Here is a 15,524-nt window from a genome sequence, read left to right on the forward strand (position 1 = left end):
TCGGAATCATCGGTGAATCATGACGAAATCGTCGATTCGACCGATGATCCACAAATTGATGTAATCACCTCACAGGTTGGCGACGATGGCCTTGGCCATCTCGTCGTATTCGGCGTCGGTCAGGTGGACGCGGTCGGGGTTCATGGCGAAGGTGCCGCCCCATTCGAAATCGTCGTCCTTGTACTTCGGCACGAGATGGAAGTGCAGATGGTGGCCGGTGTCGCCGTAGGCGCCGTAGTTCACCTTGTCGGGATGGAACGTGGCATGCACGGCCTTGGCCACGCGGTCCACGTCGTCGAAGAACGCGTCACGGTCCTCCTTGCTCAGTTCCACGATCTCGGAGACGTGGTGCTTCGAGGCCACGATGACGCGGCCCTTGTGGCTCTGTTCCTTGAACAGGACGACCTTGCTGGCCGGAAGTTCATAGATCTTGATGCCGAACGCGTCGAGCGCGGCGCCTTCGTCGCAATATGCACAAGCTTCGTTGCTCATCAGAAATTCCTTTCGATAGATGCGGTTTCACGATAAGGATTTCTCGGTCCTCAGGGGATAAATGTTGCCAGCTGTTGCCAATTTTCCAACGTTTGCCGCGTGTCCATGCAAACCTTGGCAACAAAACAACGTGATTCAGTTCACGTTTCTTACAGTCAAGGTAACGCCGGGTTGCATGGACGCAATCAGGCAAGCAACAACGACTGCGAAATCGAGCACAGACACACTGTCCCTAGCGACAGCTGTCTTCGTATGCCCTGACGACGCGGTCTGAGGAAGGAAACGACTATGGCATTCATGGATGATGACTACCTGCTGACGACGGATCTGGCGAAGGACCTGTTCCACAACTACGCGGAGAACATGCCGATCGTCGACTACCATTGCCATCTGCACCCCGAGGAGATCTACAAGGATCCGAACTTCAAGGACATCGTCGAGGCCTGGCTCACCGACGGCAACAACTACGGCGACCACTACAAGTGGCGTCTGGAGCGCGCCAACGGCGTGCCCGAGGAGCTCATCACCGGCAACGGCGACCCGTGGGACAAGTTCTATGCCTACGCGCAGACCATGGAGAAGGCCATCGGCTCCCCGGTCTACATGTGGACGCACCAGGAGCTGCGCCGCTACTTCGGCATCACCGACGAGCTGAACTCCAAGACCGCCAAGGACATCTACGAGAAGACCAACGCGATGCTGGCCACGCCGGAGTTCTCCCGCCGCTCGCTGCTGCGCCGCATGAACCTCGACACCATCTGCACCACCGACGATCCGGTCGACTCCCTCGAATACCACATCGCGTTCGAGAAGGAGGGCGGCGACACCTTCAAGATGATCCCGGCCATGCGCCCCGACAAGGCCCTCAACCCCGACAAGCCCGGCTTCTCCGAGTGGGTCGACCAGCTCGAGCAGGTCACCGGCGACAAGGTCAACTCCTTCGACGACATGATGGCCGCCATCAACAAGCGCGTCGACTTCTTCCACGAGCACGGCTCCCGCCTGTCCGACCACGCCGCCGACCTCATGGTGTACGCGACGTCCACCGCCGCCGAGCGCGACGCCATCCTCGCCAAGGCCCGCGCCGGCGAGCCGCTGACCTTCGAGGAGGTCACCAAGTACCGCACCCAGCTGTTCCTCGACCTCATGAAGATCTACCACGCCCACGGCTGGACCATGCAGATGCACATCCACGCCATGCGCAACATCAACGAGCACGAGTTCGCCATCCACGGCGCCGACACCGGCTACGACGCGCTCAACGACCGCGCCATCGCCGAGCCGCTGGCCGCCCTGCTCAACGAGGCCGCCAAGACCGACTCCGTGCCGAAGATGCTCATCTACTCGCTCAACCCGAACGACTACATGCCGATCATCACCGTGCTCGGCTGCTTCCAGGGCGGCATGAAGCAGCGCCTGGCCCTCGGCAACGCCTGGTGGTTCAACGACACCCGCGAGGGCATCCGCCGCCAGATCCAGGTCATGGCCGAAGGCTCGCTGCTGGGCAACTTCGTGGGCATGACCACCGACTCCCGTTCGTTCCTGAGCTTCCCGCGCCACGAGTTCTTCCGCCGCATCCTGTGCGAGCAGCTCGGCGAGTGGGCCTCCCGCGGCGAGATTCCGTCGGACCTCGACACCTTGGCCCCGCTGGTGCAGGACGTCTCCTACAACAACGCCAAGGAGCTGTTCGCGTAACTGCCATTGCGTGCAACGGCCGGCCGGGGACTGGCAGCCCCGGCCGCGTCGCCCCGACCGGACGACGGCATAACTGAATACCGACATAACTGAATATCGACAAAGGAAGGGTCGTGCGGTGTCGACGAGGCAGCCGACGCCGCACGTTAACAATTACAAAGGTAGTAATCATGACAAGTTCAGTAGAAGAGAAGGCGGCCGCCGTCAACGGCCAGGTGAAGCTGAGCTGGCGAGAGAAGATCGGCTACGGTTTCGGCGATCTCGGCAACGGCTTCATGTTCGATCTGGGCCAGGCGTACCTGACCAAGTTCTACACCGATGTGGCGCTCATCAACCCGGGCATGGTGGCCACGATCATGGCCGTTACCAAGATCTACGACGCCTTCATGGACCCGATCGCCGGCGCGTTCGTCGACAGCCGCAAGGTCGGCAAGCACGGCAAGTTCCGTCCGGTCATGATGGTCGGCGCCATCGTGCTCTCCATCCTCACGGTCATCACGTTCACCATGCCGGACTTCCCGATGTGGGGCCGCATCGTCTACGCGTTCGTGACCTACATGGCATGGGGCACCTGCTATTCGTTCACCAACCTGCCGTACGTCGGCCTCGCCAACGTCATGACCCGAGACGTCGATGAACGAGCCCAGCTGGCCACCACCCGCCAGGCCGGCTCCCTCGGCGCTCAGTGGATCACCGGCGTGGCCTTCATCCCGATCATCCTGCTGTTCTCCGACTCCAACGGCAAGGTCACCACGTTCCACGGCTACGCCGTCGCCTCCGCGATCATGGCCATCATCGGCGTGTGCTGCTTCGCCGTCACGTTCTTCAACTGCAAGGAACACATCAAGATCAACCGTGAGAAGACGGGCGACAAGTCCAAGGAGGGCGTCGGCGCCTACATCAAGGTGGTCTTCACCAACAAGCCGCTGCTCGCCATCATTCTCATGACCCTGTTCACCATCTCCGCCATGAACACCAACAACGCCATGATGCTGTACTTCGCCGAGTACAACCTGGGCAACATGGGCCTGCAGCCGGTGATCAACGCCATCCAGATGGGCTGCTCCATCGTGGCCATCCTCTCCATCCCGCTGCTCGTGAAGAAGTTCGGCAAGAAGCAGGTCGCCGTGTTCTGCTTCGTCGTCGGCGCGGTCGCCAACCTCATCAACTTCTTCCTGCCGACCAACCTCACCACGTTCATCGTGTTCGTGACCCTCGGCTACATCTGCCTCGCCATCCCGAACGGCATCACCTGGGCATTCGTCAACGACGTCATCGACTACGGCGAGTGGCACACCGGCATCCGTAAGGAAGGCATCACCGTGGCCGCGTTCAACTTCTCCCGCAAGCTCGCGCAGTCCCTGGCCGCCATCATCTCCGCCGGCATCCTGGGTCTGACCGGATACGTCGCCAACCAGGCGCAGTCCCAGGCCACCCTGAACGGCATCAAGGGCGCCATGACCCTCTACCCGGCCGTGGCCCTGTTCGCCGCCATGCTGATCATCTTCTTCCTCTACGGTCTGACGGATGACAAGTACCGCAAGATCGCCGATGATCTGAACAACGGCAAGTGGGAGAAGGGCGAGCTCACCCACTGATAATTACATAAATAATTACCTAATTGCCCGAAAATCCCCGATTGCGTGAAGCGATCGGGGATTTTTTGGTGGAGGCCAGTTCACGAATCGCGAGATACCCGTCCGACACGCCGGTTTTCGGCCGGTATCTCGCGATTCATGAACTACGCAGACCCAAACGCACGGACCCATCTCCAAACTTTTCCCGGATGGAGTCCAGCGCCCTCTCCGCCCGTCCCAGACGCTGCGGGGTGCCGCCGCCGTCGGCCTCGGCCATGATGTCGTCGAACGTGGCCTGCATGGGTGCCGAGGCGTCGCACAATCCCGATGCGCTGACGCCGGCCAGCCGGATGGGCCGGGGCAGCGTGGCCCCATGGACGGCGGATCCCTCCGGCATGTCGAGCATCCGCTCCAATATGCGCACGCTGTGCGGATACATCACGCCGGCGGTACGGGTGGGACGGTCGAGCGTCATCGATTTCGTGGCGTAGGCGAGGTCGGTGAACCGCAGCTTCACGGTGATGGTGCGTGCCATCAGTCCGCGGCGGCGCAGCGTGGAGGCGACGGTGTCGCAGCAACGCAGCAGCAGGCCGGTCACTGTGCCGGCGTCGGCGGTGTCGGTGTCGAACGTGTGCTCCGAGCCGATGGACTTCTCCGGCGTATACGGCACCACCTTGCGCTCGTCGATGCCGCGCGCCGCGAGAAACATCCGATGCGCCTGCGCGGCGGACCCGGTGATCTGCGTGAGCCGGCGTTCGTCGACCCGCGCGAGCTGCGCCACCGTCGTCACACCCCACTGTTCGAGTCTGCGTGCCGAAGCCGGTCCGATGCCGGGGATCGACCGCACCGGCAGCAGCTGCACGAATTCGGCCTGCCGGGCCATGGGCACCAGCAGCATCCCGTTCGGCTTGGCGTTCGTCGAGGCCAGTTTTGCGATGAGCTTGTTCGACGCCACGCCCACCGAACAGGTCAGGCCGAAACGCCGCTCCACCTCGGCGCGGATCCATGCGCCGATCGCGGTGGGGGAGTCCCATTGCCGCAGCGCCGCGGAGACGTCCATGTAGCCCTCGTCCACCGACACACGTTCGACACGGTCCGTCACCTGACCGAACACATCGAACACCCGTCGGGAAATGCTCCGGTAGTAGGCCATGTCGACGGGCAGGAACACGCCGTTCGGGCACAGTCTGCGCGCCGTGGCCGTCGGCATGGCCGAGTTCACGCCGAACGGCCGCGCCTCGTAGCTTGCCGCCGACACCACCGACCGCGTCCCCGTGCCGATGATGACCGGACGCCCCTTGAGCTCCGGATGCCGCGCTATCTCGCACGACGCGAAGAACGCGTCCATGTCGATGTGCAGTATCGTGCAGCCGCTCTCGTCATGCCCCCAGTCGCGCCTGACGGCGGCAAGACGTGGCGAAGTACTCATGCCTCCCATGGTACTTCCCCTGCGCATGGTCGTTGCAACATGCCGGCGGCTCGCGTTAATCGACGGATGATGGTACAGTATTTCTCTGTTGCGCGCATATCGCATACAGGTGATGGCGTTCGACACGGAGTGATGCCTGAGTGGCCGAAAGGGGCACCCTGCTAAGGTGTTAACTGCGCAAGCGGTTCGGGGGTTCGAATCCCCCTCACTCCGCCGATGGCTCCCGGATGAAAATCCGGGAGCCTTTTGTTTTCAACGAAAACCCAATGATTCCAAGCATTCGCGGGCAAGATTCCTCGATTCGTCCATGTCCAGACAAGTCCGAAAAAAACCGGTATAATCCAATCCTAAAGGGGGAACTTGAGAGGGAACAAACAGGCCCCGAAAAGTTCCCCCTCAAGACAGGACGGAGACATTGGGAGCACAACGACGCGCATTCGGCAAAATCCGAACCATAACCAGAAAAGGCATCCACTATCTGGAAGCATCATATCCGACGCCCCCGGACGCGCTCGCCGACGACCCGTCGCTGCCCAAGCGCATCACCAGGACCGCGTCAGAGGACCGCAGGGGAGAGCTGGAGGAGTGGCTGCGTCAGGCGCGCCTGTCCATCGAGCTCGGAACATGGGAGCCGCCCAGAAAACGCCGAGAACGGCAGAAACGCGAATCCACGACGTTCCACGACTACGCCGAGGACTGGATCGAGCACCGGCTCAAGAACGACGGCACGCCCATCGGGGACACCACCAAGGGCAAGTACCGCGAGCACCTGCGCATCTGGCTCGACCCGACGTTCGGCTCCATGCCCATCTCATCGATCACCGTCACCGACGTGGAGGACTGGTACCAGAGGTTCCCCGTCGGACCGGACGGCACCAACGCCGTGGCGCGACGCCGCGCATACGCCACCCTGCACGCCATCCTCCGCACCGCCGCGGAAAAACCCATCAACCCCAAAGGGGACACGCTGATACCCCGCAACCCGGCACGAATCCGGGCCAACAACCCCAAACGCCGCCGAGACCCCAAGGTCCTGGAGCCGGAGACCATCCGGGCCATCTCCGACATGATGCCCGACCGGCTCGTCCTGACCGTGGAGATCGCCGGCCAGCTCGGACTCAGGGAGGGGGAGGTCTGCGGCCTCCGACGTCGGGACGTCGACCTCGAAAACCGCATCCTGCACGTCCGCCAGGCCATCAAACAGGTCTACAGGCCCGGGGAGCCACGACGCCTCGTCCCAGGCAAACCGAAAAGCTCACGTGGCATAAGGGACGTCCCCATCCTCGACAACCTCATCGAACCGCTGGAACGGCATCTCAGACGATTCACCGGCCCCAAACCCGACGACCTCGTCTTCACCGCCCAACGCGGCGGGACCACGCTGTCCCCGCAGTCCCTGCGCAACGTCTACTACAAGGCCATAAAACGCGCCGGCCTCGAGGACATCACCTTCCACGACCTCCGCCACACCGCCCTCACCCGCATGGCCGAACACGGCGCCAGCCCCGGCGAACTCATGGCATGGGGCGGCCACTCCGACATCAAAACCGTCAGCATCTACCAACAGCACAGCCAAAGCCACGCCCGACAGGTCATCCAGGCCACCGACCGGACCATCACCAAAGCCACCGACGAAAGCGCAAAAGAGGAAAAACCTGCGGATAACCGGACGGACGACCCATTGACCACGGCGCTCGCCAACATGGATGAGCCGGCGCGCATCGCCGTGCTCAAATCGATGGAGCCGGCCAGGGCGGCGGAAATCGTCTCGGTCCTGCCCCGGGAGATGCGGGTGGCGGCCATGGCGGCGCTGCTGTCATGATGCAAAGACCCCACGTGATGTGGGGTCTTATCAAGGTCGTCATGTTTCTGTAGCATGTTGTATGTCTATAGCTAACGAAGACGGACGCTCCCGGTGCGGAGCCCATTAATGTAGAAATGTAAAGAGGGCATATGAAGATCCGACTGGCCACCTCTTTCCAAGTAAAGGGGTTACGTTCCGCAGACAACCCTGCTTTCATCAAGAATCTGGAGAAGGCCCTTGACGGGGCTCGCGTGACGAATGAGGACGGCTTTGTTTCCGTCGAATTCAACGTGGATGCCGATTCCTTCAACGACGCCAATCTCAAAAGCGGAAAAAAGCTGTTGACGGCGATCAAAAACAGCGGCATCGACATCGACGATCTCGATGACATCCAGCGTCTTAAGACAGTGGATGCCCTTAACGAGACATCCAAACGTTTCCTTGTCGATCAGACCAAGCAGCTGAGTCTGGTCTGACATGGATCAAGATCTTTCGGATGAGCTGTCGGCTGCCGGACACCTGCTGTATCGGGCGGTTCGCTGGACAGCTGCCGGCGGTTCCGCTGCCTGCACCGCCGTCGGCGGAGTCCTAGCCGGACCTGATATCGCTGCCACACGGCCCGGTTGGGGTTTTCTTGGTGGTGGGCTTGTTCTGCTTTTGGTCGATTACTTGATTAAGCGGCACGACGGTAAAACGAATAAGGCGACCTCGGACCAGTTTACGCGTGCCGCCCAAGCTGAGGAACTGGCTTTAACCTCGTTAAAGCAGGGTCTAATTGAATACGCCAAAAGCGTTTACGTGACAATAGGCGAGAAAAGCCATACCCGTGTAACGGTATACGGCTATGACAAAGACCATGATCGACTGATTCCCCTGGTTCGCTTTTCCTACAATCGTGCCCTGACCGCCTTCAAGCGTTCTGCGTATCCAGTTGACAAAGGCTTCATCGCAGAAGTGTGGGAACAGGGGGAAAGTTTCATAACGTTCCCCACAACGAAAGGCCGACGGGAGAAGCAGTATCGGGGTCAGGGTCTGACTGACGAAGAAATCAAGGCCCTGTCGATGCATCCGACATCCATGCTTGGCGTGAGACTCCGATACCGTGACAAGAACGTCGGCGTCGTCATCGCAGAAGATGATTCCGGGCTGTATGAGGCGGACAAGGACTTCACTCTGGAATCCAATCAGGATGCCATGCGGAAGATGAATCATGCCGTGGCAGCATCCATCATTTCCCGCTCCTACGATAAACTGGAATTCCTGGCGAAAATCCATGATTGCGATCCCGATAATACGCAGAGGACGATTACCGCATGACTAGGTGATTATTCTCCCGGCGTCCGCTGTCGGCCGCCGGGATTGCCCTATTCGGGCTTGGGCTCGGTAGGGGTGACGCTGAAACTGAGTCCCTTGTTCCAGTTGAAGCTCCATGTGGTGGTGTATCCATCGAAGTCTTTGCTCTGTACGCCGTTGTATGCGTTCGTCTGGCCTATCTGGCTGACTAGCGCCGAGGGCATGTCGAGTTTTTCCTCGATGCAGTTCAGGGTGGTGCCTGCCGAGTATTTCGTGGTGGACAGTTCGAGTGTGCCCTCGTAGTAGATGAGGTAGTCGCTCTTGATGCCGCTCGGATAGCATTCGTCGTAGGTCGAGCTGAGCTTGTTGGTGAGGTTTTCGTATGCGGCGACTTTTTTCTTGTGAGTGTCTTTGGCCGCTTGTTTCTGGGCTGCGACCTCTGCCGCCTGCCCGGCGGTGTAACCGGTGGAGTGGCCGACGAATCCTCCTATGGCTCCTCCGATGATGAGGCCGGCAGCGGCGGCAGCGGCTATGGTGATGATAAGCCTGTTGCGGCCGGGCTGTTTGGTCTCCTCCTGGGCCGGTGGGGTAGCGGGCGCCATTTGCCCGTATTCCGGCTGCTTCTCTTCTTCCATCGTTCTCCTTGATACAAAAATGCCACCCTAGTGTGCTTCGGTGAGAGGCGGTGGTGGCTTGTAACGGTGTAAATGTTATCAGATGCGGCTCTTTCCCGCTAAAAGGATTTGGCGTCTATATCGCATGGCAACGGATGAATATGCGTTCTCCTGCAGCCATGTTCTATAGTCTTCGAGGAGGCTGACGGTGACGTTGAGTTCCTCGGCGATGGCGTATTTGTCTCCTTCGTAGATGTTTTCGAGGGTGGCGTATTCGGTGAGGGTGATGAGCCGGCGTGCGGTTTCGATGCGTGTGCGGCGTTCGGCTTTGGTGTCGTAGATGGTGCCGCATGTTTCGTCGCCGTGTTCCCAGTGGACGAGTTCGTGCATGAGGGTGCATCGTTTTTGTACGGGGAGGAGTCGTTGGTCGAGGAAGATCGTCTTTGTTTCCTCGTCGTAGGCGCCCATGAGGCTGCCTTCCATGCGGGGGAGGCTGCGGATGATGATTCCGAGTCCCTGGGCGGCGGCGTGCATCTGCCCGTACGTCATCGTTGACGTGACGGGTATGATGCGGTTCATTGTTCCTCTCCCATTTCCCGGTATTTGTTCTCGTCGTGGTAGGAGGCCAGGGTGTGGTCGCTCTTGTTGAGCTTCGCCAGCGCCCGCCGCACACGAGCCTCAGCGTCAGCATCATCAGACGCGCTCGCAGACGAAGCATCATGTAAATCGACTGGTCCCCGCTCTGCGCGCTCGATAAATCGCTCAGCGGATTCAATCACCTCATGAGGATAGATGCCAAAGACCGACGAAAGCTGCGCTATCTGAATGACGTTGATATTACGCTCCCCCTTCAGGATTCGAATGAGAGTCCGTTCTGGGATGCCTGATTTCCTGGCAAGGTCTTTAATCGTCAAATCGGCGGCCGACCGTTCCGCCGATAATGCCTTAGCCGTTGCTTCGTTAATGTCCATGTGGACAGTATAACCACAATGCAGCACTATTGCACTGCCCATATGGGCGTGTCATAACTTGACATTGCCCATATGGGCAGTACTATGTCAGCTATGGACATTATCGAGTATGCAAAGGCCGTTGCAAGAAACGTCTCCACCGCCATGGACGATGCCGGGCTGAGCGTGCTGGCAACATCAGAAAAAACCGGCATTGCCCGGACGACACTGAACCGCCGGTTGGAAAATCCCGGAATCTCACCATTTACGGTGTTGGAGTTGGCACAAATCTCCGATGCCACAGGCGTCTCTCTTGAAACCCTGACGGCCTCCAAGCATCCTTCGGCGCTCGCCGACAAGGAGGTGCTGCCATGAGTGGCGTTGACGTGAACGAGGTCCGTCGCCTCGCCGTTGAGATGGACGGACTGGTGGCGAGGCTGCGCCGCCTGTGTTCGGAGGGCGTTCCCACGCCGGCGGACGGGTTCGACGTGTCGCCGGAACGGGTGGGCGCGGATGGGCACATCCGGGAGCCATCGTCGGAGTATGACGCGATGAGGAGGGCCGTCCGAGAGGAGCTGGAGGCGTGGGCCTCTAACGGGCCGGGTGTTCCAAACGATCGTTCTCATTCCATCGACGTCGTAGTGATTCAGCTGCTTTGCGACTTACTACGACGCCGTTCGGATCGTATAGACGCTCTTCGAGATCGGGCCGAGTCTCTCGAACGAGAGCTTCAAGCGCTGAAACCCGCGCTCTGCGGGGGTCATACAACAGAAGGAAGTGGTCGCGATGACAAGCGCCATCCGAATATCTGATACGACCCGTCAACTCACGGTCGATGACCTCGACCGGCGTATCAGCCTCAGCGTCGCGGAAGCCGCCCAATTGTTGGGCATCCGCAACCGCAAGACCATCTACGACATGATCGCGTGCGGCGACCTCAAGGCCCGCAAGCGCATGAGCAAACGCACGCAACGCAGCCAGTGGATGATCTCGCCGCAGAGCGTCAAGGCGCTCATGGCATAACCGATTCCTTCCCCGCCGCCATTTGCCACCAATTCCTTCCGGCCGGGTGGCGGCGGGGAAACCACCCATGGGAGAGAGACATGACAAGGATATTGACCATCGCATCCGCCGTCGTATTCGGCATCAGCTTCGCGACCGGAATCGTCAGCGTCGGCATCGTGGCCACCATCAGCGTGCTGACGGCATCGGCCAGCGCAGTGGCGTACGCATCACTCTCCGGTCTGCTGGACCGGCTGGAGGAGGCCCTGTGAGACTCCTGCACATCGGCGCGGCAGCGTTCAGCTTCATGGGATGCGTCATGCTGCTGTGGGGCACCCACGAATCCGACGGCTGGATGATCCTGCTCGCGCTCCTGCTCCTCTCCATCGCATACCTGCTCCTACTCGCCATCCATTGGAGGCCCTGAAAATGGCAAACGAAACGGTCATCACGGTCATCGGCAACCTCACGGCCGACCCGGAACTACGACAGACGCCCGGCGGCGGCACGGTGGTCAACTTCACCATCGCATCCACGCCCTCCCACTGGGACGCGAAACAGAATCAGTGGGTGGACGAGGACGCCATGTTCCTACGATGCAGCGCATGGGACGGGCGCACGCTCACCCTGGCCACGAACATCGCGCAATCCCTGACCAAGGGGATGCGCGTCATCGCCCAGGGCCGGCTGCGCCAGCGCCGCTACACCGACGACCAGGGCGTGAACCGTACCGCGACGGAGCTGCGCGTCGACGAGATCGGCACCGGGCTGAGCCGGTACCAGACCGTCGCCGAACGCACGAAATCCGGGAACGGGCAGCCGGTCCGTCAGGGAGGCTATCAGGGCGGCTTCGTAGGAGCCCAGCATAATCAGCCGCATCCGCCGAGCCCGCAGTCCCAGGCGTGCGAGGCCACGCAGGATCCGTGGGGCGGCCACGCCGACTACGGCACACCACAGGACGAGTTCAACACCAACGGGGAGCCCGACTTCTGATGCGCGGCACGGCACAGGCGCGGTACCGTTCCATGCGCCTCAACCCCGAACAACTGGACATGGCCAGGGAGGCCCTCCTGGAACTGGAGGAGGTCCAGGCCCGCAAGACCAACGGCACCCTCCGGCCCGGTGACGCGTCGAACGTGGCCGTCGGCGTCCTGCGCCGGCTCGCCCGAGGCCTGACGCACCGCACCGGCTCGGGCAAACACGTCGCACCCGCCGGACTGTCGGGCGTCATCGCCGTCGCCGGCAACGGCTGGGTGGGGGAGAGCGCCCGCCAGCTCAAGGCACTGTTCCCGCAGCTACAGGAGGACTGATGCAGAACATCGTGGAAATCCCCGTGGGCCAACTGGTCCCGAACCCGCATAATCCCCGAGGGAACGTGGGCGACGTGACCGACCTCGCCGAAAGCATCAAGGCGCAGGGCATCCGGCAGAACCTCCTCGTCGTCCATGACGGACGCCGCGCGGACGGCCGGGAGCGGTACAAGGTCATCATCGGCCACCGTCGGCTGGCGGCCGCGAAACAGGCGGGACTGCGGACGGTGCCCTGCGCCGTCGCGGAACTCTCCGAACGGGAGCAGCGGGAGCTCATGATCGTGGAGAACGACCAGCGCAGCGACCTCACGCTGACCGAACAGGCCGCCGGCTACCAGGGATTGCTGGACCTCGGGCTGAGCACGGAGGAGATGGCCAAGGCCACGGGCCGCAGCACCCGATACGTACGCCAACGGCTGAAGGTCGCGGCCATCGACCCCGGCATCCGGGACCGGGTGTCCAAACCCCAGCAGCTCTCATTGGAGGACTGGCTGACCATCAGCGAGTTCAGGGACCATCCCCAAGCCCAGAAGCGGGTGGCGGAGGCCGCGGGCGGCGGCAACCTCCACGCCGTGGCGGAACGTGAACGCCGTCGCATCGCATGGGCGCAATGGCGCCGCCGTCAGCTCGACTACATCGGCTCCCGCGACGACATCACCCTGATCGACCAGATGGACTGGGGCGAATACACGTCCCTCCCCGACAGCGTGAGACCGGGAGGCCGTACCGTCGCCGAGGCATTGGAGGGCCGGACCGGCCCGTTCGTCGCACGAGTGCCCGACGAGGACGCCGAAATGTGGCAGTGGGACATCCGTCTCGCCATCCGGAAAACCGATGAGGAGAAGGCGGCGACCGCGCAGGCCGACAGGGAACGGCAGGAACGCGCCCGCATCGAGTGGGAGAGGACCAGACGGATCAACGCGTTCGCGTCGTTCTGCCTGAACCTGCGCATCGCGTTCCTGCACGGGCTCGTCCGTGAACGCCGCAGGACGGACCCGGAGGCGCTGGCGGGATTGGCCGGCCTCGCCGCCGGGCTCGTCTTCGCCCAGGAACTGCCCTACAGGCTGGAGGACTACCGCAAGGACATCCTCGAAGGCCTGAAGCCCACGGACCCGACGCTGCGGGCGGTCTGCGACCTGTCCGCCCTCGTCGAAAACGCCCTGTCTCCGGAGGCGTGGGAACGGGAGAAGACTCTGGAATCCATCGTCCGCCCCTACTACCGGCTGCTGGAACGGCTCGGCTATGAGGTGGGCGACGACGAGAAAAGCGCCTTGGACGGCGCCTATGTGAAAGGAGAACGGGAATGAACACCTCGGTGAGCGTCGATTGGACCAGGATGACGCCCGGCGAACTGCTGGGCCACCGGTTCCTGGCACGGGACATGCGCGGCCAGACGGTGGACGGCGCGTTGAGCGTGGTCCACCAGCGCAGCGGGTATGTGGAGATGGGCATGATGCCGCAGAGGGTCCCGGTCGTCAAGGTTCCGACGCCCCCTAAGACCCTGCGGACGGACTACGGTGAGGATCCCCGACATGAGCTTGTCGCCCCGTTCACCGCGGTCAACGTGTTGGAGGAGAGGCTATGAGGACGTTCGGCATGATACTGCGCACGGTCACGGCCTGCGGGGTGGTGGCGTTGTGCGTCATACTCTCCTGCATCGCACTGGGCACGCCGGAGGGCATGAGGGTGTTGAGCTCGCAGTCGATGAGCGACAGTCCGGACGGTGGCTACTTCCAGGCCGTCGCCGCGGATGGGACCAAATACGGCTGCTTCTGGATTCGGATACAGGGGCAGGAGCAGGGGCGGGAGGCCGACAGCCTGGCCTTGGACTGCGACCCGTTGGGAGGTGCGCTATGAGCCAACCATCCGCAAGCGTGAAACGTCTGGTGGACGAGCGGGATGGACGATGCTGCAGCGTGTGCGGCAGATATCTGCCGGGTTCGCCGGGTGGACGCCATCACCGCCAGTTGCGCAGCCAACAACCCGACCCGACGTTGCTACATCGTCCCAGCAATCTCATCGACATCTGCGGCACGGGCACGACGGGATGCCATGGGTGGGTGCACGCGCACCCCGCCGAAGCCTACCGATTGGGACTGCTGGTGCGCATGGGCAGGGATCCGTCGGAGACGCCCATGCTCCGCTACGCCCGCTCCGACCGCCCCCAATGGGTGATGTTGAACGACAACGGCGACATCACCGTGACGGATCCGCCGGAGGCGGCATGAACGAGACGATCTGCCTGATATGCCACAGGCGTGAGATCTGGCATACGAAAGCGAAATACGTGGTCTGCCGCCACTGCTGGTGGCAGCTAAGCCAAGGAGACGAACCATGAGCGTGGAACTGCTGGCGCGAGCCAAGAAGACGAAGCTTGGCGGCGATTCGAGCGCGAAACTGCTGCTCGTCATCCTCGCCGACTATGCGAACGACGACAACATGGCATGGCCAAGCGTCAACACGATGAGCGATCAGCTGGAGAAGAGCGTACGCACGGTGCAGACCTGCCTGCGCAAACTCGAACGAATGCGACTCATCCGCAGGGGAGACCAGCGCCTCTTGCACAACTACGCGAAAGGCCAGCGGCCCACCGTGTACGAAATCTTCCCCCGTGTGGGCACCGACATGAAAAATCCTAAAACAGGGGTGAAGCACACTGCACCGGTGCAGTCCGCAACACCCGTCGAAACCGTTGCAAAACCAAGCATCACCAAGAAAAAAAGAACACGCAAAACAGGGGTGAAGCCCACTTCACCCCTGCAATCCACCGCACCGGTGAAGCCCACTGCACCAGACCGGTGCAGTACAGCGCACCAGAGGGGTGAAGCCCACTGCACCCAAACCCTTAAAGAACCCTTAATAGAACCCTTAGAGAGTCACGCGCGCGAGAAAACCATCAAAACCATCACCGAATGGAAACCAAACCCCGACGCCCAACAGCTCGCCGACGAATGCGGCCTCGACCTCCAACGCGAAGCCGACAAGTTCCGCGACCGCTGCCTCGCCGAAGGGAAAACACCCAAGAACCCCGACGCCGCCTTCCGCAACTGGCTCCGCCGAGGCAAGGAACTCAACATCGCCTGCAACCCCAACCCCAAGCCAACACCCACACCGCCACGCCACGTGGAACCACCCCACCGTCACAGCGCCGGATGCGAACACGTCACCGCGATCATCAAACCCATCGAACACCGGTTCAGCACCGAAAACACCCACGGATTCGGCTCAAGCCAGCGCTCGCAGGCCCGTCAACGGCTGGCGGACATGCTCAACGAGGGCGTGGACCCGCAGACCGCCGTGGACAGGCTGCTGGGCCGTGTGGCACCGGACGAGCTGGACCAGGTCGCGTAGGAAGGAG

General features: G+C 61.7%; 21 protein-coding genes and 1 tRNA gene. 17 read left to right on the forward strand and 5 right to left on the reverse strand.

What is annotated here, in order from left to right:
- Positions 1 to 69: 69 nt before the first annotated feature.
- The gene (locus tag KIH77_RS08605) at positions 70 to 492 is read right to left on the reverse strand and encodes an HIT family protein (protein ID WP_219100975.1); all 423 of its coding nucleotides are present in this window, start codon (positions 490 to 492) and stop codon (positions 70 to 72) included.
- A 288-nt stretch (positions 493 to 780) separates the two neighbouring features.
- On the opposite strand from KIH77_RS08605, the gene uxaC reads away from it, so the two are divergent.
- The gene (gene uxaC / locus KIH77_RS08610) at positions 781 to 2,187 is read left to right on the forward strand and encodes a glucuronate isomerase (protein WP_219100977.1); all 1,407 of its coding nucleotides are present in this window, start codon (positions 781 to 783) and stop codon (positions 2,185 to 2,187) included.
- 170 nt (positions 2,188 to 2,357) lie between these two features.
- Positions 2,358 to 3,785: a glycoside-pentoside-hexuronide (GPH):cation symporter gene (locus tag KIH77_RS08615; RefSeq protein WP_219100979.1), complete on the forward strand. Its 1,428-nt coding sequence runs from the start codon at positions 2,358 to 2,360 to the stop codon at positions 3,783 to 3,785.
- Between the two features lie 136 nt (positions 3,786 to 3,921).
- Here the strand turns inward: KIH77_RS08615 and dinB are convergent, their stop codons facing one another.
- Positions 3,922 to 5,193: a DNA polymerase IV gene (dinB, locus tag KIH77_RS08620; RefSeq protein WP_219100981.1), complete on the reverse strand. Its 1,272-nt coding sequence runs from the start codon at positions 5,191 to 5,193 to the stop codon at positions 3,922 to 3,924.
- A 126-nt stretch (positions 5,194 to 5,319) separates the two neighbouring features.
- Between dinB and KIH77_RS08625 the strand changes: the two genes are divergently transcribed.
- The 4 genes from KIH77_RS08625 (at position 5,320) to KIH77_RS08640 (ending at position 8,314) form a co-directional block, all read left to right on the forward strand.
- Positions 5,320 to 5,406, forward strand: a tRNA-Ser gene (locus KIH77_RS08625).
- A gap of 202 nt (positions 5,407 to 5,608) precedes the next feature.
- Complete coding sequence (locus tag KIH77_RS08630) at positions 5,609 to 7,015, forward strand: tyrosine-type recombinase/integrase (RefSeq protein WP_219100983.1); 1,407 nt, start codon at positions 5,609 to 5,611, stop codon at positions 7,013 to 7,015.
- 131 nt (positions 7,016 to 7,146) lie between these two features.
- A complete protein-coding gene (locus tag KIH77_RS08635; protein ID WP_219100993.1) occupies positions 7,147 to 7,473 on the forward strand; it encodes a hypothetical protein in 327 nt (108 codons plus the stop codon).
- A 1-nt stretch (position 7,474) separates the two neighbouring features.
- Positions 7,475 to 8,314 carry a hypothetical protein gene (locus tag KIH77_RS08640; RefSeq protein WP_219100995.1) on the forward strand — a complete coding sequence of 280 codons (840 nt, stop codon included), beginning with the start codon at positions 7,475 to 7,477 and terminating at the stop codon, positions 8,312 to 8,314.
- A 47-nt stretch (positions 8,315 to 8,361) separates the two neighbouring features.
- Here KIH77_RS08640 and KIH77_RS08645 read toward each other — a convergent pair whose 3' ends face one another.
- From KIH77_RS08645 to KIH77_RS08655, 3 genes are all read right to left on the reverse strand, one after another.
- Entirely contained in the window at positions 8,362 to 8,925 is a 564-nt protein-coding gene (locus tag KIH77_RS08645; RefSeq protein WP_219100997.1) for a hypothetical protein, read from the reverse strand.
- A 78-nt stretch (positions 8,926 to 9,003) separates the two neighbouring features.
- Entirely contained in the window at positions 9,004 to 9,483 is a 480-nt protein-coding gene (locus KIH77_RS08650; RefSeq protein ID WP_236024587.1) for an ImmA/IrrE family metallo-endopeptidase, read from the reverse strand.
- The gene (locus KIH77_RS08655; RefSeq protein ID WP_219100999.1) at positions 9,480 to 9,875 is read right to left on the reverse strand and encodes a helix-turn-helix domain-containing protein; all 396 of its coding nucleotides are present in this window, start codon (positions 9,873 to 9,875) and stop codon (positions 9,480 to 9,482) included. The genes KIH77_RS08650 and KIH77_RS08655 overlap by 4 nt, the downstream gene beginning before the upstream one ends.
- 93 nt (positions 9,876 to 9,968) lie before the next feature.
- Between KIH77_RS08655 and KIH77_RS08660 the strand changes: the two genes are divergently transcribed.
- From KIH77_RS08660 to KIH77_RS10495, 11 genes are all read left to right on the forward strand, one after another.
- On the forward strand, positions 9,969 to 10,229 hold the full coding sequence (locus tag KIH77_RS08660) for a helix-turn-helix domain-containing protein (protein ID WP_219101001.1): 261 nt from the start codon (positions 9,969 to 9,971) through the stop codon (positions 10,227 to 10,229).
- A 411-nt stretch (positions 10,230 to 10,640) separates the two neighbouring features.
- Positions 10,641 to 10,877, forward strand: a complete 237-nt coding sequence (locus tag KIH77_RS08665; RefSeq protein WP_219101003.1) for a helix-turn-helix domain-containing protein — start codon at positions 10,641 to 10,643, stop codon at positions 10,875 to 10,877.
- An 80-nt stretch (positions 10,878 to 10,957) separates the two neighbouring features.
- Positions 10,958 to 11,128: a hypothetical protein gene (locus KIH77_RS08670; RefSeq protein WP_219101005.1), complete on the forward strand. Its 171-nt coding sequence runs from the start codon at positions 10,958 to 10,960 to the stop codon at positions 11,126 to 11,128.
- On the forward strand, positions 11,125 to 11,283 hold the full coding sequence (locus KIH77_RS08675; protein ID WP_219101007.1) for a hypothetical protein: 159 nt from the start codon (positions 11,125 to 11,127) through the stop codon (positions 11,281 to 11,283). The genes KIH77_RS08670 and KIH77_RS08675 overlap by 4 nt, the downstream gene beginning before the upstream one ends.
- Before the next feature lie 2 nt (positions 11,284 to 11,285).
- Positions 11,286 to 11,849, forward strand: coding sequence for a single-stranded DNA-binding protein (ssb, locus tag KIH77_RS08680; protein WP_219101009.1), 564 nt, complete (start codon positions 11,286 to 11,288; stop codon positions 11,847 to 11,849).
- The gene (locus KIH77_RS08685; protein WP_219101011.1) at positions 11,849 to 12,166 is read left to right on the forward strand and encodes a hypothetical protein; all 318 of its coding nucleotides are present in this window, start codon (positions 11,849 to 11,851) and stop codon (positions 12,164 to 12,166) included. Before ssb ends, KIH77_RS08685 begins: the two co-directional genes overlap by 1 nt.
- A complete protein-coding gene (locus KIH77_RS08690; protein WP_219101013.1) occupies positions 12,166 to 13,473 on the forward strand; it encodes a ParB/RepB/Spo0J family partition protein in 1,308 nt (435 codons plus the stop codon). Before KIH77_RS08685 ends, KIH77_RS08690 begins: the two co-directional genes overlap by 1 nt.
- On the forward strand, positions 13,470 to 13,751 hold the full coding sequence (locus KIH77_RS08695) for a hypothetical protein (RefSeq protein WP_219101014.1): 282 nt from the start codon (positions 13,470 to 13,472) through the stop codon (positions 13,749 to 13,751). Before KIH77_RS08690 ends, KIH77_RS08695 begins: the two co-directional genes overlap by 4 nt.
- Positions 13,748 to 14,023, forward strand: a complete 276-nt coding sequence (locus tag KIH77_RS08700) for a hypothetical protein (protein WP_219101016.1) — start codon at positions 13,748 to 13,750, stop codon at positions 14,021 to 14,023. Before KIH77_RS08695 ends, KIH77_RS08700 begins: the two co-directional genes overlap by 4 nt.
- A complete protein-coding gene (locus tag KIH77_RS08705; RefSeq protein WP_219101018.1) occupies positions 14,020 to 14,394 on the forward strand; it encodes an HNH endonuclease in 375 nt (124 codons plus the stop codon). The genes KIH77_RS08700 and KIH77_RS08705 overlap by 4 nt, the downstream gene beginning before the upstream one ends.
- 106 nt (positions 14,395 to 14,500) lie before the next feature.
- Entirely contained in the window at positions 14,501 to 15,517 is a 1,017-nt protein-coding gene (locus KIH77_RS10495) for a helix-turn-helix domain-containing protein (RefSeq protein ID WP_236024588.1), read from the forward strand.
- Positions 15,518 to 15,524 lie beyond the last annotated feature (7 nt).

Origin of the sequence: Bifidobacterium pluvialisilvae, from assembly GCF_019331695.1 — a bacterium.
Classification (GTDB): Bacteria; Actinomycetota; Actinomycetes; order Actinomycetales; family Bifidobacteriaceae; genus Galliscardovia; species Galliscardovia pluvialisilvae.